The sequence below is a fragment of the Macrococcus hajekii genome, from assembly GCF_004359505.1.
In the GTDB taxonomy this organism is placed as follows: domain Bacteria; phylum Bacillota; class Bacilli; order Staphylococcales; family Staphylococcaceae; genus Macrococcus; species Macrococcus hajekii.
This window is the reverse complement of the sequence record NZ_SCWE01000003.1, coordinates 194,022-217,526: the sequence shown is the minus strand read 5'-3', so window position 1 is coordinate 217,526 and position 23,505 is coordinate 194,022. Positions and strand designations below refer to the sequence as shown.

24 protein-coding genes, 7 tRNA genes and 1 rRNA gene are annotated in these 23,505 nt (G+C 40.2%); 21 read left to right on the top strand and 11 right to left on the bottom strand.

The window, feature by feature from the left end:
* Positions 1-9 precede the first annotated feature (9 nt).
* The 8 genes from rrf to rocF all read left to right on the top strand — a co-directional run bounded on the left by rrf (position 10) and on the right by rocF (position 1,699).
* Positions 10-124: ribosomal RNA gene (gene rrf / locus ERX37_RS09120) — 5S ribosomal RNA — on the top strand.
* A 14-nt stretch (positions 125-138) separates the two neighbouring features.
* Positions 139-213 (top strand) — tRNA-Asn (locus ERX37_RS09115).
* A 1-nt stretch (position 214) separates the two neighbouring features.
* A tRNA-Glu gene (locus ERX37_RS09110) sits at positions 215-286 on the top strand.
* A 4-nt stretch (positions 287-290) separates the two neighbouring features.
* A tRNA-Val gene (locus ERX37_RS09105) sits at positions 291-366 on the top strand.
* 29 nt (positions 367-395) lie between these two features.
* Positions 396-479, top strand: a tRNA-Tyr gene (locus ERX37_RS09100).
* A 4-nt stretch (positions 480-483) separates the two neighbouring features.
* Positions 484-558: transfer RNA gene (locus ERX37_RS09095), tRNA-Gln, on the top strand.
* Positions 559-561: 3 nt separating this feature from the next.
* Positions 562-634, top strand: a tRNA-Lys gene (locus tag ERX37_RS09090).
* Positions 635-793: 159 nt separating this feature from the next.
* Positions 794-1,699, top strand: a complete 906-nt coding sequence (gene rocF / locus ERX37_RS09085) for an arginase (protein WP_133430357.1) — start codon at positions 794-796, stop codon at positions 1,697-1,699.
* Positions 1,700-1,755: 56 nt separating this feature from the next.
* On the opposite strand, the gene ERX37_RS09080 is transcribed toward rocF, so the two are convergent.
* Positions 1,756-2,205, bottom strand: a complete 450-nt coding sequence (locus ERX37_RS09080) for an ArsR/SmtB family transcription factor (RefSeq protein WP_133430356.1) — start codon at positions 2,203-2,205, stop codon at positions 1,756-1,758.
* A 183-nt stretch (positions 2,206-2,388) separates the two neighbouring features.
* On the opposite strand from ERX37_RS09080, the gene ERX37_RS09075 reads away from it, so the two are divergent.
* From ERX37_RS09075 to glmM, 4 genes are read left to right on the top strand one after another with little or no spacing between them, the layout of a single operon-like run.
* On the top strand, positions 2,389-3,669 hold the full coding sequence (locus ERX37_RS09075; protein ID WP_133430355.1) for a helix-turn-helix domain-containing protein: 1,281 nt from the start codon (positions 2,389-2,391) through the stop codon (positions 3,667-3,669).
* 31 nt (positions 3,670-3,700) lie between these two features.
* Entirely contained in the window at positions 3,701-4,519 is an 819-nt protein-coding gene (gene cdaA, locus ERX37_RS09070; protein WP_133430354.1) for a diadenylate cyclase CdaA, read from the top strand.
* Positions 4,506-5,441, top strand: coding sequence for a CdaR family protein (locus ERX37_RS09065; RefSeq protein WP_133430353.1), 936 nt, complete (start codon positions 4,506-4,508; stop codon positions 5,439-5,441). Before cdaA ends, ERX37_RS09065 begins: the two co-directional genes overlap by 14 nt.
* A 22-nt stretch (positions 5,442-5,463) precedes the next feature.
* Positions 5,464-6,810, top strand: coding sequence for a phosphoglucosamine mutase (glmM, locus tag ERX37_RS09060; RefSeq protein ID WP_133430352.1), 1,347 nt, complete (start codon positions 5,464-5,466; stop codon positions 6,808-6,810).
* A gap of 44 nt (positions 6,811-6,854) precedes the next feature.
* Here the strand turns inward: glmM and ERX37_RS09055 are convergent, their stop codons facing one another.
* From ERX37_RS09055 to ERX37_RS09040, 4 genes are all read right to left on the bottom strand, one after another.
* Positions 6,855-7,964: a mannitol-1-phosphate 5-dehydrogenase gene (locus ERX37_RS09055; RefSeq protein ID WP_133430351.1), complete on the bottom strand. Its 1,110-nt coding sequence runs from the start codon at positions 7,962-7,964 to the stop codon at positions 6,855-6,857.
* Positions 7,964-8,398, bottom strand: coding sequence for a PTS mannitol transporter subunit IIA (locus ERX37_RS09050; protein WP_133430350.1), 435 nt, complete (start codon positions 8,396-8,398; stop codon positions 7,964-7,966). Before ERX37_RS09050 ends, ERX37_RS09055 begins: the two co-directional genes overlap by 1 nt.
* 16 nt (positions 8,399-8,414) lie before the next feature.
* Positions 8,415-10,379, bottom strand: a complete 1,965-nt coding sequence (locus ERX37_RS09045; protein WP_133430349.1) for a BglG family transcription antiterminator — start codon at positions 10,377-10,379, stop codon at positions 8,415-8,417.
* Positions 10,380-10,454: 75 nt separating this feature from the next.
* Positions 10,455-11,987 (bottom strand): PTS mannitol transporter subunit IIBC, encoded by a 1,533-nt coding sequence (locus ERX37_RS09040; RefSeq protein WP_133430348.1) that lies wholly within the window; start codon positions 11,985-11,987, stop codon positions 10,455-10,457.
* Positions 11,988-12,387: 400 nt separating this feature from the next.
* Here ERX37_RS09040 and glmS point away from each other — a divergent pair, with 400 nt between their 5' ends.
* From glmS to trhA, 6 genes are all read left to right on the top strand, one after another.
* On the top strand, positions 12,388-14,190 hold the full coding sequence (gene glmS / locus ERX37_RS09035) for a glutamine--fructose-6-phosphate transaminase (isomerizing) (protein WP_133430347.1): 1,803 nt from the start codon (positions 12,388-12,390) through the stop codon (positions 14,188-14,190).
* 128 nt (positions 14,191-14,318) lie between these two features.
* Positions 14,319-14,822, top strand: coding sequence for an immunodominant staphylococcal antigen IsaB family protein (isaB, locus tag ERX37_RS09030; protein WP_133430346.1), 504 nt, complete (start codon positions 14,319-14,321; stop codon positions 14,820-14,822).
* 127 nt (positions 14,823-14,949) lie between these two features.
* On the top strand, positions 14,950-15,450 hold the full coding sequence (locus ERX37_RS09025; RefSeq protein WP_133430345.1) for an NUDIX hydrolase: 501 nt from the start codon (positions 14,950-14,952) through the stop codon (positions 15,448-15,450).
* Entirely contained in the window at positions 15,447-15,950 is a 504-nt protein-coding gene (locus tag ERX37_RS09020) for a DNA topology modulation protein (protein WP_133430344.1), read from the top strand. Before ERX37_RS09025 ends, ERX37_RS09020 begins: the two co-directional genes overlap by 4 nt.
* A gap of 48 nt (positions 15,951-15,998) precedes the next feature.
* Positions 15,999-16,250: a hypothetical protein gene (locus tag ERX37_RS09015; RefSeq protein WP_133430343.1), complete on the top strand. Its 252-nt coding sequence runs from the start codon at positions 15,999-16,001 to the stop codon at positions 16,248-16,250.
* A gap of 59 nt (positions 16,251-16,309) precedes the next feature.
* The gene (gene trhA / locus ERX37_RS09010) at positions 16,310-16,966 is read left to right on the top strand and encodes a PAQR family membrane homeostasis protein TrhA (protein WP_229713113.1); all 657 of its coding nucleotides are present in this window, start codon (positions 16,310-16,312) and stop codon (positions 16,964-16,966) included.
* A 50-nt stretch (positions 16,967-17,016) separates the two neighbouring features.
* Here the strand turns inward: trhA and ERX37_RS09005 are convergent, their stop codons facing one another.
* Positions 17,017-17,904 (bottom strand): CPBP family intramembrane glutamic endopeptidase, encoded by an 888-nt coding sequence (locus ERX37_RS09005; RefSeq protein ID WP_133430341.1) that lies wholly within the window; start codon positions 17,902-17,904, stop codon positions 17,017-17,019.
* Positions 17,905-18,025: 121 nt separating this feature from the next.
* Here ERX37_RS09005 and ERX37_RS09000 point away from each other — a divergent pair, with 121 nt between their 5' ends.
* Positions 18,026-18,511, top strand: coding sequence for a DUF805 domain-containing protein (locus ERX37_RS09000; protein ID WP_133430340.1), 486 nt, complete (start codon positions 18,026-18,028; stop codon positions 18,509-18,511).
* A 32-nt stretch (positions 18,512-18,543) separates the two neighbouring features.
* Here ERX37_RS09000 and ERX37_RS08995 read toward each other — a convergent pair whose 3' ends face one another.
* The 3 genes from ERX37_RS08995 to ERX37_RS08985 all read right to left on the bottom strand — a co-directional run bounded on the left by ERX37_RS08995 (position 18,544) and on the right by ERX37_RS08985 (position 20,425).
* Positions 18,544-18,975: a DUF421 domain-containing protein gene (locus ERX37_RS08995; RefSeq protein WP_133430339.1), complete on the bottom strand. Its 432-nt coding sequence runs from the start codon at positions 18,973-18,975 to the stop codon at positions 18,544-18,546.
* A 95-nt stretch (positions 18,976-19,070) separates the two neighbouring features.
* Positions 19,071-19,901 (bottom strand): S1 family peptidase, encoded by an 831-nt coding sequence (locus tag ERX37_RS08990; protein WP_133430338.1) that lies wholly within the window; start codon positions 19,899-19,901, stop codon positions 19,071-19,073.
* Between the two features lie 140 nt (positions 19,902-20,041).
* Positions 20,042-20,425 (bottom strand): hypothetical protein, encoded by a 384-nt coding sequence (locus ERX37_RS08985; RefSeq protein WP_133430337.1) that lies wholly within the window; start codon positions 20,423-20,425, stop codon positions 20,042-20,044.
* Between the two features lie 107 nt (positions 20,426-20,532).
* Between ERX37_RS08985 and ERX37_RS08980 the strand changes: the two genes are divergently transcribed.
* Positions 20,533-20,604 (top strand) — tRNA-Val (locus tag ERX37_RS08980).
* Between the two features lie 38 nt (positions 20,605-20,642).
* Here ERX37_RS08980 and ERX37_RS08975 read toward each other — a convergent pair.
* Positions 20,643-22,715, bottom strand: a complete 2,073-nt coding sequence (locus ERX37_RS08975) for a RecQ family ATP-dependent DNA helicase (protein WP_133430336.1) — start codon at positions 22,713-22,715, stop codon at positions 20,643-20,645.
* 81 nt (positions 22,716-22,796) lie between these two features.
* On the bottom strand, positions 22,797-22,988 hold the full coding sequence (locus tag ERX37_RS08970) for a hypothetical protein (protein ID WP_133430335.1): 192 nt from the start codon (positions 22,986-22,988) through the stop codon (positions 22,797-22,799).
* Between the two features lie 79 nt (positions 22,989-23,067).
* Between ERX37_RS08970 and ERX37_RS08965 the strand changes: the two genes are divergently transcribed.
* Positions 23,068-23,496, top strand: a complete 429-nt coding sequence (locus ERX37_RS08965) for a hypothetical protein (protein WP_188352336.1) — start codon at positions 23,068-23,070, stop codon at positions 23,494-23,496.
* The last annotated feature ends 9 nt before the right edge of the window (positions 23,497-23,505 follow it).

Below are 23,505 nucleotides of genomic sequence, written 5' to 3'. Positions count from 1 at the left end.
CTCAATTTGTCTGGTGACGATGGCAGAGAGGTCACACCTGTTCCCATACCGAACACAGAAGTTAAGCTCTCTAGCGCCGATGGTAGTTGGACTTACGTTCCGCGAGAGTAGGACGTTGCCGGGCAATATTTTTATTTATCCACAGTAGCTCAGTGGTAGAGCTATCGGCTGTTAACCGATCGGTCGTAGGTTCGAGTCCTACCTGTGGAGCCAAGGCCCCTTGGTCAAGCGGTTAAGACACCGCCCTTTCACGGCGGTAACACGGGTTCGAATCCCGTAGGGGTCATATTGGAGGATTAGCTCAGCTGGGAGAGCATCTGCCTTACAAGCAGAGGGTCGGCGGTTCGATCCCGTCATCCTCCACCATTTTAAAGTTAAGTTAATACATATAAACTGGAGGGGTAGCGAAGTGGCTAAACGCGGCGGACTGTAAATCCGCTCCTTCGGGTTCGGCAGTTCGAATCTGCCCCCCTCCACCATTCTTGGGGTATAGCCAAGCGGTAAGGCAACGGACTTTGACTCCGTCACTCGTTGGTTCGAATCCAGCTACCCCAGCCATTAGAGCCATTAGCTCAGTTGGTAGAGCATTTGACTTTTAATCAAAGGGTCAGAGGTTCGAATCCTCTATGGCTCATCTAAAACCATATCTAATTGGATATGGTTTTTTTGTATCCTATTATGGAAAATTATAGTATTTTATACATGACTGCATAATTTAATTGTATTCATTGAATAACTCGTTTAAAATAATACTGATAGCGTTTTCATTATTTTAACTAAAGGGGATAGTAAAGTGAATAAAACGATTGAAATCATTGGTGCACCTAGTGCATTTGGTCAGCGTAAATTAGGGGTTAACATGGGGCCTGATGCAATGCGGTATGCAGATTTAATCGAAAGACTTGAAGCAATAGGACGTGTAGTTGAAGATAAAGGCAATATCGAAAGTCCGGCCATCGATATGAAAAAGTATAGAAGTGAACAAGAAGGTGGACTACGTAATTTACCCGAGGTCGTTGAATTTTGTGAGACACTTTGTTCAGAAGTAGATGCCACTATTGCAGCAGGTAAATATCCACTTGTTATCGGTGGTGATCATTCTATTGCAATGGGCACGATTTCAGGAGTTAAAAAACATTATGATAATCTAGGTGTCATCTGGTATGATGCGCATGGTGATTTAAATATAGCGGACTCTTCTCCATCAGGCAATATTCATGGTATGCCTCTGCGTGCATTAATTGGGGATGGTCATCCGGATTTAGTAAATATCGGTGGCTATAAGGAAAAAGTAAAAGTAGAAAACATTGTCCTCATTGGTATGCGCGATCTTGACGAAGGCGAAAAAGCCTATATTAAAGAAGTAGGCATTAAAACATACACTATGTCAGATATCGACCGTTTAGGCATGGCACGAGTGATTGAGGAAACCCTTGCTCATTTAAAGAATACTGACGGCATTCACCTGTCGCTGGATGTTGATGCTCTAGATCCTCTCGAAACACCCGGAACAGGAACAACAGTGCCTGGTGGTATCTCATATCGTGAAAGTCATCTTGCGCTTGAAATGCTGCATGATTCAGAACGTATCACATCAATGGAAATTGTTGAAGTTAATCCTTTGATTGATCTGCATAATAAAACAGCGAATCAAGCGGTTGGATTACTCGTTACGTTCTTCGGTGATAAACTTCTCTGAACAAATAAGAGCAGCCTGCAGGCTGCTCTTATTTATTTACCGGTTGAATATGGATTTCATACTGGTTGAATATGGATTTCATACTGGCTATCAGCAGATTTTACTGAAGCCTTTTTTAAATACTTTTTAAGTTCCTTTTTAAAATGGGGGAAATCTTCCTCATTGATGTGAATATTTAATGGCTTTAAAGCTTTAGATTCTACATGTTCAGAGGATTTTTCATGAAACTGCAGCAGATAAGGTGCAGGAATAAATTCAGAAGCAGTCGGTGCATAAAATTTCTGTATAATACTAATTTTTTGTTCGGTTTTAACAATCTCAATAAAACCATACTTCTCCATTTCACGCAGATGATAATGAATCTTAGCACGAGGAATATCCAGTTCATCAGCAAGCTGCTGTCCTGTTTTAGGCATCACATAGAGACATTCAAGTAATTTAATACGGAAAGGATCACTGATACATTTTAGTTGTGCAAGGTTATCAATCAATATAGTATCCTGCATACGAGACTCCTTTTACATACATAGTTACTTTATTATTATCCTCTTAAGTATAGATGTCAACTTTATACACGAATTGATATATTTATCACTATATATAGTTAACTAAAATTTAGCAAAAAATTAAAAAATGAGGTATAAACTTTTTATGTTAAATATTATATAATAAACAAAAAGGGAGGTTCCATGATGGTAGGTCAACGTGTAAAAGAATTAAGAAATGCAGCAAATATGACACAGCAAGAATTAGCAGATGGCATTATTTCAAGGACTTACTTGAGTCTTATTGAAAAGAATACCGTTCATCCTTCAACCAATGTACTGAAAAAATTAAGTGAAAAACTCAATTGTACGCTCGATGATTTCACTACGACAGCATCTGGACGTAATTTGAGTCTGCTGGATATAAAAAAAGAAATCAAATGGGCTGAAAACAATGTAAAAACCAATGATTTTTCAAAGTTAGATGAGTTTATCAATAAAGACTATCAGACATTGGATAGCATCACTGAATATGAACGCGGAGCAACTTACTGGGTCAGAGCCAGTTACTATTTCAATAAAGAAGATTTCAATTCAGCACGTCAGCAGATTGATAAGGCTATTGAAATTGTTGAAGGCATAAAGGAAGTTAATCTCTATTTGCGCTGCTTAATTCTATTATCACGTATCGAATATGAAAACTATCATACAAATGAAGCCATTCAGCAACTGACTAAAGCGAACAATGTGACTATCTATGAGAATGTTTCTAATACACTGCGTGTTTCGATTCTCTATTATTTAGGTGAATTTTATCGTCAGATGGGTGAGAGCTATGTCTCTATTAACTTTAACAGGGATGCACTACTCTTGAATAAGAAGCTCAATATACATCATAGGGGTATGGATATTGAAAACTCACTTTTTAAAGCCTTTTATGGCATCAGAAATTACGCGGAAGCTGAGAAACATATTAAACGCGCGATTCAATATGCGGAGATTGATGAAGACCCGATGGACCGGACAGGATTAAAGACGAATTTAGGTATTCTACATATCAAGACGAAGCAGTATGAAGAAGCGTATGAAATACTGAAAGAGGCAATGGACATATTAAATGAATATCAGTTAAATGTCCCTTTTAAATCAACAGTTGAACTGCGATACGGTCAAGTGCTCGCTATCCGAGGTGATATTGAAGCAGCTAAAAAACTTGTTGAAAAGAACCTGGAAATTGAGAATGAAGGTATTCAGGGATTCGGCTACGAGTTGATGGGAGATATTTTGATGCTCGAAGGTCATATGGAAAAGGCAGTCGATTATTATAAGAAGTCTATCGAGACGAAGGATGAGCAGTTATATAAGGCGAGACTCTATCCGAAGATAGCTGACCTTTTCCGTAAAATCGGTAAGATTGATAAATCCTTAGAATATTATGAAAAAAGTGTGCAGTTCTATGATGAACTTGTAACGGACATGATATAATAGGGAAGAGTTTGAGCATGGAGGAGATGCAATGCAGTTTTTTGATTCATTAGGCAATTTGAATGGCCTTAAAGTCATCATTGGCATCCTCGACCTGTTAATTGTCTGGTATGTCCTATATCTAATCATCAATGCGATTAAGGGCACTAAAGCGATACAGTTACTTAAAGGAGTTCTGTTCATTTTAATCGGTAAGTATGTCAGTCAGTTGCTAGGATTGACGACGACAACGCGATTATTTGATTTCGTTCTTGAATGGGGTTTTCTTGCTGTTATTGTCATATTCCAGCCGGAGCTTAGAAGAGCACTGGAGCAGTTAGGGCGAGGTAGTCTATTCAAACGAAGTTCAACACATAACATCAATCAGAAAAAACTGACAGAAGATATGGTTAAATCTGTACAGTATATGGCAAAACGAAGAATTGGTGCATTAATTGTCATTGAGAAATCAACAGGATTACAGGATTATATTGAAACAGGTATTCCTATTTATGCAAATATTTCATCAGAACTGCTGATTAATATTTTTATTCCGAACACACCTCTGCATGACGGAGCGATGATTATACAGGGTGATAAAATAGCCACTGCAGCGAGTTATCTACCCTTATCAGACTCTGCTAAAATACAGAAGAGTCTTGGAACAAGACACCGTGCTGCTGTCGGTATATCGGAAGTCTCTGATGCCTTCACAATTGTAGTGTCAGAAGAAACAGGTGCGATTTCCGTCACTTATAACGGCAGACTGCGTAAAGAAGTCTCGCTCGAAGTATTTGAAGCACTTCTGACGGAGCACTGGTTCAGTTCACACCTGGATAAGAAAGGTGGAGATGACAATGTTGGAGTCTAAATGGGGACTGAGAATCATCTCATTTGTCCTGGCACTTGTCCTTTTTCTATCAGTCAATGATATCTTTAATGTAGTGTCACAGGAACAACTGAGTCAAGAGGATTCAGTCATCATTCGTGATGTACCAGTTGAAACAGTTTACGATAAGACTAATCTTTATTTGTCAGGAGCACCGCAAACGGTTGACGTGAAGATTGCAGGGCCTCAAGCGATAGTGAAGACAGCTGAGAGCATGCAGGATTTCAATGTTAAGCTGGATCTGTCGCGTGACTTAGTAGGTGACCATAAGAAGAAATTCAAAGTGGAAGGTCTTTCTGATAAGCTTGACTATGAAGTGATACCCGAGACTGCGAACATCACGCTGGCTGAGAAGGTGAGCGTCACTAATACTGTTGAAGCGGAAGTGAATCCAGGTAGACTGGCTACAGGGTATGAACTGATAGAGAAAAAAGTTGATCCGACGCAGGTCACTATCACAGGTAGTAGCGATGAAATTGCGAAAGTAGCCTATGTGAAAGCAACATTGAATGACAACACGAAGCTATCCGAATCAACGACTGAAGAAGCAGAAGTTGGAGTTTTTGATAACAATCTTAATAAGCTGGATGTGACTGTTAAACCGGCTAAAGTAAAAGTGATGATGGAAGTACAGCCGTCCTTTAAGTTTGTTAAGCTTGTGCCAGTAACGACAGGTACATTGCCGGCAGATCTTAAGCTCGAGGGTATTACATTATCAGTTGAAGAAGCTAAACTACAAGGCAAACGATCTGTACTGGATGGCATTGGTGATATTGAAATTGCGATTAATCTGGATACAATCACTACAGATACTACACTTGATAAGCAGATTCCGCTACCCGGTGATGTCTCTAAAGTAGATCCAGATAAAGTGACCGTTAAAGTTGATGTATCTAAAAAATAAGAAATAGAGGAGTTATTATATTATGGGTAAATATTTTGGAACTGATGGTGTACGAGGTGTCGCGAACAGTGAACTGACGCCGGAATTTGCATTTAAATTAGGACGTTTCGGCGGTTACGTACTCGCACACGGAGAACATGGTAAACCGACTGTACTTGTTGGACGCGATACACGTGTCTCTGGAGAGATGCTTGAATCAGCGCTTGTAGCAGGTCTGCTATCAACAGGTGCAGAAGTAATGCGTCTCGGTGTGATCTCAACACCGGGTGTTTCATATTTAACACGGGAACTGGAAGCGCAGGCAGGTGTAATGATCTCTGCCAGTCATAACCCAGTTCAGGATAATGGTATTAAGTTCTTCGGTGCAGATGGTTTCAAATTGACAGATGATCAGGAAGCGGAGATTGAAGCGCTTATCGACGCGGAAGAAGATACAGTACCTCGTCCGACAGGTGTAGATTTAGGACACACTTCAGATTACTTTGAAGGTGGTCAGCGTTATTTAAGCTTCCTGAAGTCAACGATTGACGGGGACTTAGAAGGACTGAAGATAGCACTGGACGGCGCTCATGGCTCTACGCATTCACTCGCACCTTATCTTTTCGGTGATTTAGAAGCAGATACAGTGACCATGGGATGTAGCCCGGACGGTAATAATATTAATGACGGAGTAGGTTCTACTCATCCAGAAGCATTGGCAGAATTGGTCGTTGAAAGCGGTAGTGACTTCGGTCTCGCATTCGATGGTGATGGCGACCGTATCATTGCGGTAGACGAGAAAGGTCAGATTGTGGACGGCGACCAGATTATGTTCATCCTCGCTCAAGCGATGAGTAAACGTGGTGAACTGAAAGACAATATGGTTGTATCTACCGTTATGAGTAACCTTGGTTTCTACAAAGCATTAGAAACATTCGATATTGACAGTAATAAAACTAAAGTCGGTGACCGCTACGTAGTTGAAGAAATGCGACGTGGGAGCTATAACCTTGGCGGTGAACAATCAGGTCATATCGTTATGATGGATCATAATACGACAGGTGATGGACTGCTGACAGGTGTTCAGTTAGCTTCTATTATTAAAGAATCAGGTCAGACATTAAGCGAACTCGCTGGACAGATGACGAAATATCCACAGCGATTAGTCAATATTCGTGTAACTGATAAACATGCAGTAGAAGAAAATACAGATGTGGCACAGGCTATTAAAGCAGTGGAGGAAGAGATGAACGGTGAAGGCCGTGTACTTGTTCGTCCATCAGGTACAGAGCCACTCGTACGTGTTATGGTTGAAGCGAAAACAGAAGAGGATGCAGAACGCTTCGTTCATAGCATTGCGGATGTTGTGCAGGAGAAAATGGGATTATAATGAATACAAAAAGCAGTGAGATCGTGAATCTCACTGCTTTTTTATTATAATGCCTGATATTTATCAGTGATTTCTTTACTTAATGCTTCATCTATTTTTGCATATTCAGTAAGGAATGCTTGGGCACCATGTTCCTGAATGTAGTTATCTTTGTTTACTGCTTCTGGATCATGTTCGTCATTATAACGCAATAAGTATGCAGCCATATTGACAAGGCCTTCATGAGGTTTTCCTTCTGCTGCAAGGTAGTTCAGAGGTTTAATAATACGGTCTTCCGGACTGATTTTACGTAGAGGGGACCGACCGACACGGTTTAAATCATCTGATAGATATGGATTCTGGAAGCGACCGATAATTTTATCAACGTAAGCCGCTTGTTCTTCCTGCGTGAAGTCATATTTACTTGTCAGATAGTCGCTCGTTTCACTGAGTACCTGGCGTAACTGTTCAACGACTTCAGCATCTTTCATCGCTTCGTCTACTGTTGAGTAACCTTTGTATTTACCGAAGTAAGCGATAAATGCATGGCCTGTGTTAACTGTTAAAAGTTTGCGTTCGATAAACGGATGCAGGTCACTGACATATTTAACACCTTCAAGTTGTTTGCCATGCCATGCATCTTTTTCAACCACCCATTCAAAGAATGGCTCAACCATAACGTCAAGTGGGTTCTGCTGCTTCTGGATCGGTACAATACGGTCAACTGCTGAGTTAGGGAAATGGACATGTTCGCCTAATTCTCCAACTTCTTCAACGATTGCTTTTTTCAGCTGGTCAGTCGCCATAATTGCATTTTCACAGGCTACGACATTCACTGGATGCGATGCATCGCGTTTAGCGAGGGCAGAAGCGATTGATTTACCGATGATCGGTAAAATGTTAACACCGACCGCTGTTGTGATTAAGTCGGCTTCCATCATTGCCTGTTCCAGCGCTTCAAGCTGCTCGACACTATGAATACCTTTTACATCTTCAACATGCTGACGTGTTTTAGCTTCTTCAGCGATGATAACATCATAGGCACCTTCCTGGTTGATGAGCGAGATAATTTGAGCACTGACATCAGCAAACGTGATGTCATAGTGGTTGTCATAAAGTACTTTACCGATAAAGCCACGACCGATATTGCCGGCACCGAAATGAACGGCTTTCATTATAGTTCAACCTCCCCGAAGATTGCATTGATTTCTTCAGCAGACTGCGCATTGACAACACGGTCTACGTTCTCTTCTTCAGAGAAAACGATCGCAATCTGTGATAATAAGTCTAAATGCTCGCCGTCTTTACCAGCAATACCGACAATGACTTTAACGACATTGCCATCCCAGTCAATACCATCAGGTGCTTGTAATAAAGTGATACCTGATTGGATGACTTCTGCCTTTGCATCATCTGTACCATGTGGAATAGCAAGGAAGTTACCCATGTAAGTGGAAACGATTGCTTCACGTTCTTTCATCGCTTGAATGTAGCCGGGATTAACAGCACCTGCATCAACTAATTTCTGACCTGCTGCTTCAATCGCTTCTTCTTTTGTTGCGAATTGCTGGTTTACTAAAATATTTTCTGTTGGGATTAAGTTTGACATGTTTGATTCACTCCATTTAATAGATTTTTTCACTGATTTGTTTGATCAGCGTTTGTTGCATATATTGTATGACAAAATCTTTATCATTAAAAATTTTGTCAGGTATATCCAGATAAGTCATGAGTAAAACACTTAATTCACTGACAAACGGACGTACAAGTGTTTTTTCAGGAAGCAGCATGATAAGAAGATATTGAACCTGCTGCACCGCGTCATCCATATTTTTCATATTAACGGGAGATGTTAATGTCACAAATTCAATAATTGGTAAGTCTATATCAGCATGGACGATATGAGGAAGGGCAACTGGATAACCGGTAATAGCAAATCCTTGTACTTTCTCACGCTCCGATAGTTCATCAGCCACTTTATACGTTTGAAGGAGGGCTGGCCAGTTGTCTATAGTCAGCGTTCTGAAATGAACAGAGCTGAGGATTTGATGTGCCCCAATGACGTATGGCACGACTTCATTATACACATTCACTTTAGCAGTTTGCACTTGAGACAATATAGGTCTACTGAACACCTGCTGCAGCAACTGCTGATCACTTTCCGGTAACAACGGATTGACAACTGTGTAGGGCTGGTTGATATCGAGACCGACAGTAGAGATGATATAGTCATATGCTGTTAGGTCGAGCGCTTTCAAGTCGCTGACTGAAGCGAGTTTTGATACATGGACGGATGGGAACTGCTCTTCAATCAGTTTTGAGAGAATGCGGCTTGTACCGAACCCGCTCGTACAGACAATCAGCACACTTGAACTGCTATGTTTCATGGCACCACCAAAGTGAAGAACAATAAAAGCAATTTCATTATCAGGGAAAAAGGCATCTGGAAATACAGATTCGAGAGCTGAATGGACAGCCTGGAAGAGCCTTTTATAATCCTCTTTGATCATGGTAGTCAGTGGATTATAAGTATCTATTCCCCCGGAAATACGATTTAATGCAGGAACAAGATGGAGCAGAAGTCCTTCTCTTAAAGTATGATTGTCTGTAAAGTCATGATGAGTGAGAGAAGAGACTTCGTTAATCAGCTGATCTGTTTTTTGAGAGATATCAACAGTGACTTCACTTTCTGATATTCTGCGTTTAGCACCTCGCAAGTGCATGGTGATAAAAATGACTTCTTCCTTGTCGAAATTAATCTGATAAGCCTCCGATAGAGAATCGGCCAATCGTTCAGCGACTTTAAACTCGGGAGTAACGCTTAAGGACTGAATGATATCATCTGCAATGGAAACTTGTTCATCATTACGAATTCGCTCAATAGCCAGCACGATATGAATGGTTAATGTCAGATAAGCGGTTTCCAGTAAGACGTACGGCAGTTCAGATAATTCATCCATCAGAAGACGCTCTACACTGAAGATCTGATCCATATCGACCAGGTCTTTAAGATTTGTATCGTTCAATGTCTGATATACAAAATGATCTTCAATGACAGAGTAGACACTAGTAGAATCGAGCTTTTCAAGCATAATATCAGCGAGCAGCTGACGCTTGTTCAGTTCATCGCCTAATAGCTGTAATCCTTCTCCGCGTTTTTTCTGTAACGTCAGACGCTGACGACTGAGATCACTCTCCAGATTTTCAAGTTCCTTGGACAGCTTGTTGATTGAGATACCGATTTCACTGGCGAGACTATATATTTTGACAGGATCCTTCGCTTTAATCAGCGTATACAGAATAATGACTTTACGCTCTTCAACAGAGAGATCAAGGACAGTAGACATTTCAAGCTGTTCACTCAGTAAAGCAAAATCAATATCACTGCCAGTCATCCTCAGACCTTTTCCAGTCTGTCTTTCAAGCGTCAGGTTCATTTTACTGAGTGTCTCCTCGACAAACTTCAGTTCGCGGTGAACGGTACGACTGGAAACACCTAAATTCTGAGCAATCTGATGAATAGACAGAAAGGAGCGAGGATTTTTAAGCAGCGACTCGATGATTTTTTTCTCACGATGACTGATTTGCATATCCACACTCCCTTCCTATAGAAGATTATTCAATTACATATCTTTATTCTAAAGCTGATAAATTCAAATGTCTAATTACTGATTTTGTTTTAAGTTAGCAATCAGCTCATCATAACGAGGAGAGTTCAGGAAATTATCCACTGAGATGTGAATAGCATCAGGAACTTGCTTGATCGCACGGTCTGTCAGTACTTTCTGTGTAATAACAAGCTGTGCATCCTGAGGTAACTGGTTGATTGCAGAGTTTGTAATCTCAGCATTGATACCTGCTTTCTTGAACTTGTTACGTAACATACCAGCACCCATTGCGCTAGAACCCATACCAGCATCACAAGCAAAGATGACTTTGCTGACGTTAGAATAATCATGCGCATCAACATTTTCAGTATCATATTTAGCAAGTAAATCAGGTTCAGTCGTTTCATCTTTATCCACTTCAACGACATTGACACGGTCAGAAGTTGAAGCAGTTCCGGCTGTAGCACCAGCAGAAGCGCCAGTCAACGCATCAGAAACTGATGATTTTTTACCTTTACGAGCTTCCATTTCAGCAGTTGCTGCTGCAATATCATCTTCACCTTTATTTTTAGAGAACTTGAGAATCAATGAAGCAACAATAAATGAAACTAATGTCGCTAACGCGATGCCGATAAACATGTGAATAAATTCACCTTTAGGTGTCATTGCAATGTAAGCAAGAATAGAACCAGGTGCAGGTGCTGCTTTTAAACCGAAGTCAACTAAGGAGAAGTAACCTACACCTGTCATACCACCAGCAATTGCTGCGATGATTAATGCAGGTTTCATTAATACATAAGGGAAATAGATTTCATGAATGCCACCTACAAAGTGAATTAATGCAGCACCAGGTGCAGTTGCTCTTGCAGTGCCGCGACCGAAGAACATATAGGCAAGTAAAATACCGAAACCAGGTCCAGGGTTTGATTCTAATGTAAAGAGAATAGATTGTCCGGCTTCTGCTGCTTGATTAATACCTAGTGGATTTAATACCCCGTGATTAATGGCATTATTTAAGAATAAAACTTTTGCAGGTTCTATTAATAATGACGTTAAAGGCAAGATATGCAAGTCAACTAAAAATTGAACAGCTTTGCCGAGAGCCCACATAATCCAACCGACGATGGGTGATAAGAGGAAATATGACACAATCATCATACCAAGTGCCATGAATCCTGCTGAGAAGTTGTTGACCAACATCTCAAAGCCAGTACGAATTCTAGGTTGAACAGCATTATCAAATTTTTTCATTAGCCATGCGGTTAATGGACCAATAATCATTGCACCGAGTAACATGTGCTGATCAAACGCAGCAATAATACCCATTGTTGCTGCTGCACCGACCACACCCCCACGAACGTCATGAACGAGTTTACCACCCATAAATGCGATCATAATAGGAATAAGATAATGAATTGTTGGATCAACGATTGTTGCAAGATCCTTATTAGGAAACCAACCTTTTTCAATGAAAAGGGCAGTTAAAAAACCCCATGCAATGAAGATAGGAATGTTTGGCATTACCATACTACTCAGAAAAGAACCGAATGCCTGAACGCGACGTTGGATACCGCTTTTTTGTTCTGCCATAATATTTTTTCTCCTTTAATATTAGATTTGTTATCTCCATAATAAGACGTGTACGTCGTTTTTTCTATCATTAGTAAATTCAACTTTGTCACACGGTCTAATGACAAAGTAAAATGTTACAGTTCAAACTTGTATCTACAACTTATTAATTGTATAATGAGTTAGGTTTAACTTTTTAGGAGGATAGGGAATTTTTAGGGCTACAGCGCCAGTACAGTTTCGACTGTTGACGAGGAGAATGGTTATCGAAAATTCGGCGGATGCCATTCCGGACTTGCTGTTCGACAGCTGTTTGTTAAAACTTCCAGGTGACTGGTCGAACAAAGACACTCAGCATAAGCAAATACTTAAACCGAGATCGTATTAAACTAAACTTATAAGATTATCGGAGGAATTATTTATGTGTGGTATCGTTGGTTATATTGGAACACAGGATGCAAAAGAGATTTTATTAAAAGGGCTTGAGAAGTTAGAATACCGTGGGTACGATTCAGCAGGTATTGCTGTACGTAAGGGCGAAGATGTACGTGTCTACAAAGAAAAAGGCCGTATTGCTGAACTGCGTAAAGTCGTGGATGCTTCATTTGAAACGTCAACAGGGATTGGTCATACACGCTGGGCGACTCACGGTGTGCCGAATCACGACAACTCTCACCCGCATCAATCAGAATCAGAACGTTTCACTTTAGTGCATAACGGTGTAATCGAAAACTACGAACAACTTAAAAAAGAATACTTAACAGGTGTGACTTTCACTTCTGATACTGATACTGAGATTATTGTTCAACTTGTTGAATACTTCTCAAAACAAGGTCTTGAGACTGAGAAAGCATTTGTTGAAGTTCTTAAATTGCTTCACGGTTCATATGCGCTTGGTTTACTAGATAAAGAAAATCCAGAAGTGATCTATGTTGCGAAAAACAAATCTCCATTACTTGTTGGTCTTGGAGAAGGCTTCAATGTTATCGCATCAGACGCGATGGCTATGCTGCAAGTAACAGATACTTACGTTGAACTGACTGACGGTGAGATCGTCCTTGTTAAAAAAGACGGCGTCACAATCAAAAACTTAGACGGCAAAGAAATCAAACGTAAACCTTATAAAGCTGAAATCGATGCTTCTGATATCGAAAAAGGCACTTATGCTCACTACATGTTAAAAGAAATTCATGAGCAACCAGGTGTTATGCGTAAAATCATCCAGCAATATCAGGATGACAAAGGCGAACTGAAAATCGATAAAGATATCATTAAAGCTGTACGTAAATCAGACCGTGTGTATATCGTTGCATGTGGGACTTCTTATAATGCAGGTCTTGTAGGTAAAGAATACTTAGAAAAATGGGCGGGTGTACCAACTGAAGTACACGTTGCTTCAGAATTCGTGTACAACATGCCTTTACTTTCTAAGAAACCATTATTCATCTTCATCTCACAATCAGGTGAAACAGCTGATAGCCGTGCAGTCCTTGTTGCAATCAAAAAATTAGGTCACACAGCTTTAACAGTGACAAACGTACCAGGTTCAACATTATCACGTGAAGCGGATCATACACTTATTCTTCATGCAGGTCCTGAGATTGCTGTTGCATCAACTAAAGCATACACAGCTCAGATTGCAGTTTTAGCGATTCTGTCACAAGTCGTAGCTAAAGATGCAGGTATTAAAGTGGATGTTGATTTATTACCAGAACTTGCAAAAGTAACAGCTGCTATTACAGCGATTGTTGACGACGCAAGCACAATGGAACAGATAGCACGTGATTTCCTTTCAACAACACGCAATGCATTCTTCATCGGTCGTACAATGGACTACTATGTAGGTGTTGAAGGCGCGTTAAAATTAAAAGAAATCTCTTACATCCAGGCTGAAGGTTTTGCTGGAGGCGAACTGAAGCATGGGACAATCGCACTGATTGAAGAAGGTACACCTGTTATCGCACTGGCAACACAAGAAGCGGTTAACTTATCAATCCGAGGTAATGTGAAAGAAGTTGTTGCACGTGGTGCACATCCATGTATCATTACAATGGAAGGCTTAGAACAAGAGGGTGACACATATGTGATTCCTCACGTACATGAAATGCTGGCACCTCTTGTATCAGTTGTCGTGACACAGCTCTTAGCTTACTATGCAGCGCTTCACAGAGGCTGCGATGTCGATAAACCACGTAACTTAGCGAAATCAGTTACAGTAGAATAATGGATAGACTCCTAATCACGTGATTAGGAGTCTTGTCATGTTTAATAGGTAAATTTTTGTAATGATTGGCTATTAGGTATATACTATATATGTAGCTTTTGATGAGCAATAAATTAAGGAGTGGTATTATGTATAAATGGACTAAAATGCTAGGAGCTGGCATGCTGGCTTCAGCGATTGTAACGGGTACAGTAGTAGCTGAGCAACCTGCTCAGGCGAAGACAGAGACGGCGCAGAAACCTTACTATAACTATAAGGGCTATACACAATATGACGGTAAGTTTGTAACGGATAAATATTTCGTGACAGCACTGAAGAGTGAGAATTTCACGCTCAATGGTTATCAAGTTGCAGCTGATGCTAAATTAGGTAAAGAGGGTCAGAAATCTAAAGTTTACGATACAACTATTGTTAAAGATAATAGTGGTAAAGTTAGCACAATTGAATTCCCGGTCAAAAAGGGTACCATTGCTAAAGCTGATTTTATTAAAGCCCATAAAGATAACAAGCTTGTTAGAACGACAACTAATAAAGCAGGCGAAACTTTCCTGAAATACGAAACGAAAAACGGTGGTTATTTCGCAGCGTTTGACAGTAAAGGCTATCTGACTGTGATTTCCATTTATAGCTAAACACCGAGAGCCAGTGTATCCGGCTCTTTTTTTTATATAGAAGTTATAAAAAGAGCAATGATAGATGGGATTAACTTGTAGCTTTAGTTTTCTGTATAATAGAAGGACTACATTTAAGGAGGTTACTATGGAAATCTGGGATGCTTATGATCAAAAATTGAATAAACTGGGAGTTGATCTCGTACGTGGAGAGGAGATACCTGAGGGTCATTATCACATTGTTGTTGAAGTGGTACTGAGACATAGTGTTGGTTCTTTTCTTGCGATGCAGAGAGACTGGAATAAACGTGGGGGTCCGGGTCTGTTTGAAATAACAGCAGGTGGCAGTGTTTATAAGGGAGAATCCATTGAAAGCGGAGCTATCCGTGAGTTAGCAGAAGAGACAGGTATAGCGGTGGATAAGTTGATACCTATCTATCAGCTGACGAGTGATCAGAATAAGACACATTACTTCGGTTACCTCGCAGAAACGAATCAAAGCAAAGACAGTGTTGTTCTGCAGGAGACAGAGACTATTGACTACCGCTGGATCGATGTAGAAGACCTTGAAGCATTCATTAAATCAGGTGAAGTTATCGATGGTAATAAAGAAAGAGTATGGCTAAATATTCAGGACATTCTGCGATGAAACGAATCATGATTATCGGCTCAGGTGGCTCAGGTAAATCGACGCTTGCACGAAAATTAGGAATCCAACTGAACTTGCCAGTCCATCATCTCGACGCCCATATGTGGAAGCGTGACTGGCAGCTTAGTTCACGTGAGGAACAGAAGTCGATTCAGCAGAAGTTGATGCAGGGGGATGAGTGGATTATAGACGGGAATTATTCCGGTACAATGGATGTAAGACTTAACGAAGCGGATACAGTTATCTTTCTGGATATTAGTAAAAGAATCTGTATTTACCAGGCAATCAGACGGTACTGGCATAACAGAGGGGTAGTAAGACCTGATATGGCAGAAGGATGTACCGAGAAGCTTGATCTTGAGTTTTTGTCGTGGATCTGGAATTTCCCGCAAAATAAAAAGCCGGGCATCATGCAAAAATTGAATCAACTTCCATCGGATCAACAGCTCATCATATTGAAATCACCCCGACAAATCGAGAAGTTCATTCAATCATTATAAGTACTCTGAAAGGGTATAGTCTAATACTTGATAAAAGGAGAGGATATAATGGCACATTTTGATGGCTGGAAAATAAAAAATGAGACACATTATCCAGATGATAAGATTGCGAAACTTGAAGATAGCATCATTGTAACTGATGAGGTATCGATGGAGGACGGGACACTTTCTATAGAAGAAATAGGATCAGTCACTGCCACTGAAAGTAACGGCGATGTTAAATATGAAGAGACAGAAAGTGATGTTATCTACTTTGTCATTGATGATGAAGCTCAAACAGTTATTATTAAAGAGTCATAATCGTCATCACCTCGCAAATCGTGTTAAAATAAATGCAAAGAACATATAGAGGTGAAAAGATGTCATCAGCAAATAATTTTAGAGATATTCGTGCGCTTAAGATGGGTGAGGAAATCGGTAACTCTGTATCTCACGGGGTACCAGCGCTTCTGATCCTGCTTTCACTTCCTTATTTTGCAGTGAAAACATATTTAATGGGCGGTGCAGTACTGACATTAGGGATATCTGTGTTTCTCATCAGTATCTTTCTGATGTTCCTGTCATCTTGTATCTACCACTTGATGCCGAATCATTCCGTCCATAAATATATTATGCGTATTATTGACCATAGCATGATTTATATTGCAATTGCCGGGACCTATACACCCATTGCGCTCAGTATTGTTGGCGGAAAACTAGGCTGGACGATTATGATTATCCAGTGGATCGTGACAATCGGCGGTATTATCTATAAGGCAGTAGCCAAAAACGTGAACCCAAAAGTCAGCCTCGGATTATATCTGGCGATGGGATGGCTCGGCATTATTTTATTCCCGAGTCTCATTGAAAAAGTCAATATGACATTCGTCATACTGATTGTTGCTGGCGGTCTTGCCTATTCAATTGGGACATGGTTTTATGCACAGAAATCACGTCATTATTTCCATATGATTTGGCATTTCTTTATACTGGCAGGCGCATCGCTTCATTTTATTGCACTGCTTTACTTCATATAAAAGCATCATCGTAAGGATGCTTTTTTTGTACTATAGGGTAAGCAATCTATTTATATATCATTTCTGTGATGTTTCTGAATCAAATAGATGAGCAGGCTTGAAAAGAGTAATGTGATGATTGTCGTGAAAATGCCACCTTCAAAACCGAAATGTCCACCATTCAGAAAGATATGTTGTTGATCGAATTGAGTGATGAATAAGGTGTGATCAAGCCGCATACCACTTACCTCGCTGCCTAAAATTACGCCTAACATAATATTCCATAGACTATGTGCAGCACCTGTCAGCCAGATATTGTCACTCCAGTAGAAAAGAAGTGAGAACATCACACCTGCCAGGAATAAATTGAATGTGGAAATTGCATCAACACCAGGATTCAGCAGATGTAGCGCAGAGAAGAAAAGTGAATTAATAATGATGGCAGCAGGCACACCTATCTGTTTGGCTGTCTTATTCATAATGAAGCCACGTGCCAGTACTTCTTCAGTCAGACCTTGGACACCGAACGCGAGTATCATGAAGATGATCATTAGGACACTGTGATTAGGGTTAAATGTAGTAGTAATCGCACCGGCGATTAAGTTAAAAATAAAAACAATGACTATCAGAGCAATACCGATCAATGCTCCAAGTCCATATTTTTTGACCAGGTCTTTTTTGTAGAAGCCAAGCGCCTGCTGAGGATGCTGATAAACATAGCGATTACAAAGAAGTAAGAACATCAATGTAACAGGAAAAACGGCCATATTTAAGAAAAAGAGATAATCACCTTGCATCAATTCATTGATATCTGTAATAGAACTAGCGAAGACAAGAATAGGTATAGCAATAAAAGAGGTCAAAATAGAAGAACCAAAGAAAATACCTAGTGCCCACAAAATAGTTGACCACCAGTGATAAGGTGCGCGCATCGACATCATACTGCGTGTTAATTTCATACAATCAGCCTCCTTTTTTATCTATCATAGCATGGACATCATAATCAAAATTAAATTTCCAGTAAATTTAAGGAAATATTGAGGTATTTGTGTAATAATACAGTGGAAAGGAGAGATACTGATGTACGATACTTTTCTGGAAACTTATCGACGATTCTGGCAACAAGGACTTAACTTTAAAGGAAGAGCAACACGTCAGGAGTACTGGGTGCCGCAGTTGCTTCATTTTGGAATACTAATGGTTCTCTATTTTATTATGACAATACTATTTCAGATGAAGTCCATTAACTTTCCTTACCTCATACCTGCACTTTACATCATCGGTCTTATCTTGATCTTGGTCGTTTTGATTCCTCATCTGGCAGTGATGGTTCGCCGCTTCCATGACGTTGGTCATTCTGGTTGGTGGGTCATATTATTCGTTCTGTCACCTGTTATCTGGCGTCTCATTACGCACCTAATCATTGGGTGGTTCAGTAATGAATTATCCGGAACTGTATTTATCGTGGCAACGCTTGCTTATTTCTCCCTGCAGATTTGGGGGTTCGTGCAGCTTGTGAGAGGTTCTATGGAGTGGCGTAATAAATGGGGAGAACAACCCATATAAAAAAGCACGAGTTTTAAATTCATGCTTGATTGTTATGATGTTTTAAGTTGCGAAGTACTGATGAATCCATCCAGTTTTTTATCACCTGTCAAAACAGACCGCGTGCCGTCAGATTCAAGAATCACAGCATTCACATTCTCAATTGAAGTGCCTGCATTCGATTTAATCAGTAAGCTGAACAACTTGCTGTTGAATGATAACTTCGTAAAAATGTATTGTAAGATAACGAGCGTCAGAAAGGTGGTCACACCTTGCGCAATAGTGATATCCTTGCTCGTCATAATACCGGATAGTATAGAACCGAGTGCTGCAGTTACAATCATATCGTAGGCATTAAGCTGTGTCAGTGTCCGTTTGCCGCCGACTCTTAAAATAAAAATAAGGGCGAGATTCCTCATAATACCAATTAAAATAGTTCTACCGATGACATCAAAACCATCGAACAATAATTTATCTACCTGCATAAAAACCAACCTTTTAACTGTTTGCAGGACTATATCCTGATTACTGACACCATAAAAAAGATCTCATTGGTATCATACCTTTGAGATCTTGTTGTCTATTGTTTATATTGCATAATATATTCGCGGGTCTTACCTTTCAGTGCAAATGCACCACCGATTTCATACTTGGCATAAATATTTTCATCGAAGCCGTCGACCCGTTCACCATATGTCCGGACGCCGTATATTCTATAGCGACTGTCAACAAGTGGAGAACCTGAAGCGCCGGCACGTATCATATCCTTCAACATGAGTTCATTATGGTTAGAGCTCTGTCTGAGGAAGAGAATACGGTTCCACACGCGTCTGTCGTATCGCCCATTAAAACGAGGATAACCGACAGAGAAGAGCGGTTGTCCGGTCTTCAGACTGTTAATCTGTGTCTCAGTTGCAAAGGTAAGAGGTTTTACATAGGCAGACAGTCTCTTAGTGGTATAGATAAGGGCAAGATCAGAATTAGGGACTTTACGGACGCCTTTGATGGCAAAACGATAAGGGATATAAGTGCCATCACGATTCATCAGAAAACTGAGATGACTGGCAGCAGTGGCGTACCCGTTTTTATTATCGATCACATGGGCATTCGTCAGAACTGTATAATCATCGATGACAGTACCTGTTCCCATCGATTCACCGCCATTCCAGCCATAAGTATTGCGAATGTAGCCGACAGCCTTGTAAGGTGAAGTTGTATTATAGCCCGTATATTTCATATAGACCTCACTGTTCGGATAATCATCGGCCAGACTTGCAGCTGCCTTCAGATTAGATAATTGTTCACCATCATAATAATACTTCGTAATAAAAGCTGATACATCATCTGCGAAGACGATAGACGTTGCTAGAGTCAAACCTAAAGACCATGATAATACTGTTTTTCTAAACATGAAAGACACCCTCTGCTCTAATAAGATATCTTATTATAAGCTTATAATGTCAGAAATGTAACGTACTTTTATAATATCTCAGTCACTGAAATTAAAATTAACAATTGTAAAACTTAGCAACATCAATCATGCGAGCAATTTTAGAGTCCGTACTGGTTCTTCAGTGTCTGCGTCTGCTTATAACTGTTATAGCTTGAATAAAGAAGCAGTGCGCTGAAAATTCCGGAGAACATAATACCATATACAAGATTCATCACGAGAAGAATAGCATATAAGACCATAAGAACGACTGATAGAATAAGCAGGAAGCGAATGATCTGTGGTAATTTATAACGGCGCATAAACGATGACTGTAAGTTCGTCATCATTAACTGATGGGCAACGAGGCCGATAATGCCTACATACATTAAAGGTGAGAGTAAACCAGCTAGAGAGCCGGCTGACACAGCCTGGTAGGCAGCATAAATCTGATAAAGTGTAAAAGCGAGCACTAAAAAGATAGTGATATATATTCTTTTGTCCATAAATCCTCCTCAAAAAGTCTGTAACTGTAGACTAGCATGGTGCGTTAATAAAATCCAATACAACTGTTGGCGAAACCGATTTCAGGTGCTATAATGAATGAATATCAGCACCCTTAGTTCAGCGGGAGAATACTTGCTCGACAAGCAAGGGGTCGGCGGTTCGAATCCGTCAGGGTGCATTACTTACCACTTATCTTTTGATAAGTGTTTTTTTTATTTAATCGCTGCTACCTGTGTTAACGAGTGCAAATGGATAGATATGACTTGCACCTTGCTCGAGGAGTAAGCTGGCGGCGATGGTGATTGTCCATCTGGAATCAACGATATCATCGATTAGAAGAATATTTTGCTCTCTGATTGCATCCGTATTAACGGTCTGTAAACTATCTCTGACATTCTGTTCCTGCATCATTGAGTTATGCATTTCTCGTTGCGGAGCATTGTCAGCGCTTCTTTTCAGTACATCGACATAAGAGATACCATGTTCAAGCGCAATCTGTCTGGCAAGTCCCTTGACAAGAGAGGGCCGTCTGACGCTCGGTACTGCCACAATGGCATCGATATGATGCGCTTCAATATGCTCTTTTAGGAACTGGCTAATAGTCGTCATGGTTTTATCTGAATAATGACCCTGATCACGTTCCCGCATGAAACGTTTACCAATCGGTGAATAAGCATCAACAGTATAAGTCCAGCCGTGTTCAAAAATATCATCAATTTTCTTATTATTTGACCAGCGTTTACGCGGACTGATCACACCATGCAGTTTATTTTTATAATCTTTAGCAGCTTCCAGGTAGTCATTATCTTCTGATAACGTAACGAACGGTCTATTCCTGCAATGTGCACAGAGCCCGCATCTTTCCTTCGTATCAGGTGCATCCAGTTCGTCTGCAATAAATTTCATATAACAGCCGTCAAAATTGATAAAGGCTTTCAGATTATCCAGTTCAGCAAGCCGTGTCTCATTTAGCTGTGCTTGAAGCTGAGCATTTTTAACGGCATCGAAGTGATGATTCGGATGGACGAAATACGTACTTTTCTCCATATAAATATAGTTGTGAACGTAGAGGTATTTCAGTACTGAAGTCAGTTTTGTCACATTCAAGTTGAAGTGCTGCAGAATTTCATTGCGCTTTAAGCCATTGTCACTGCTGCCGATGACTTGCAGAATCTGCTGCAGGAGTTCAGGGTCCTTATTCGCGCTATCAATAAAGGATTTAATGATTTCCTCGTCTTCATCACCGTGCAGCAGAATCGCAAGGGCAGGAGAACCATCTCGACCGGCACGACCAATCTGCTGATAATAGGCAATCAAGTTCTGCGGCAGTTGAAAATGAATGACGAAACCGATATTAGATTTATCGTAGCCCATGCCGAGTTTGACGGTAGAGACGATAACGCGCGTCTTGCCGGTATGGAACTCTTCCAATATTTCCGCAGAAATATCTTCACCGAATGCATCCTGTACGCCTGAATAATAGGCAACCGCTGAAATACCATTCTGAAGCAGGAAGTCAGCAACCGAGTCACATTCCTTCTTCGTCAGACAGTAGATGATACCCTGCTGCTGACTGAGGAATGGGTGACGCGTCAATGCTTCTGTAATAAAGGCAAGCCGTTCAACTTTACTCTGTGCAGGATTGACCTGGATTGAAATATTATCGCGGATTAAGTCACCACGGAAGACCTGTAAGTCATCACCCAGCTGATCCTTAATATCCTGAATGACCCGGTCATTGGCAGTCGCCGTCGTACCAAGAATAGCAATATGGTCAGGAAAAGTCTGCAGCAAGTAGACAATACGCTGATAATCAGGCCTGAAATCATGACCCCAGTCGGATATGGAATGTGCTTCATCCACGACAACCATCTCAATATCAGACACCGTGCCGAGCTTTTCGATGAATTCAGGGTTCGACAGTTTCTCAGGTGAGACAATAATAGCATCAACTGTATTTAAGGAAGCATAAATATCATCCCACTCATCGCGATTATTACTATTGATAGTGACGACATTAAGATCTAAACGTTTTGCAGCCTCAATCTGGTTATGCATAAGCGCGAGAAGCGGACTAATAATAATCGTAGGACCCGCACCATGCTCGCGTAGAATCTTAGTCGCAATAAAATAAACAATCGACTTACCCCAACCGGTCTTCTGAATCACTAACGTCTTCTGCTTATTAACCACAGCTGTAATCGCCTCGAGCTGACCTTCACGGAATTCACTATCAGGTCCATAAGTATTTTTAAGAATCTGGATCGCACGTTCTTGAACAGAATTCATAGCAGAACCTCCTTTATTTTATTGTACTAAAAAAACACCATGAACATTAGAAATACAGATGCTCGAGGTGTTGTAAAAAAATTATTGCCCCCATGCTTCCTTAACCCAGATCATATAGAACCAAGCACAGAAGAAAAATGTAAAACCTAATCCGCTCAAAATAATACGCCACGCATCAGGGTGCTTCATTATACTATTAGCATAAGTATGATAACTGAAAAATGTCATTATAAACGGGGCTAAGTATAAAGCATAACCTGTTTGTTTTTGCATAATAAAACTCCTTTCAATACAATGATAATAGAAAATAATGGAATATTGAAGTAATATCCAATATGAGAAGAGGAGTGAGATGATGACATTAACAAGAAATCTACGTCTGCCGAATTTAGAGCACTGGTATATGTATCCTGGATCTGTATATGCGGAGGAAGTCTATCAGTATACGCATCTAGAGGTTTATATATGGGAAACTGATGATATTTATATACTTACTATTACTGATCTACCGGAAAATGATCTATATAGTAATGAAGAACTGATCTCAGATATCGAAAGTCTTGCTCATCATTTAGTCATAGAAAAGGGCTCTACTCAAATATATGAATGTTTTGAACTTGATATGTCAGATTTTCATTATGATCCTGAATCTGAAGATACTGTAGAGTGTCAGATACGGGAATATCGTGATGCACGTTGGTATAACTATGTATCAGAATATATTTATCCTAAATATCCACTTGAAGACCGTCTGAATGAACAGAAAACATTTCAATATTAAGTCTACATA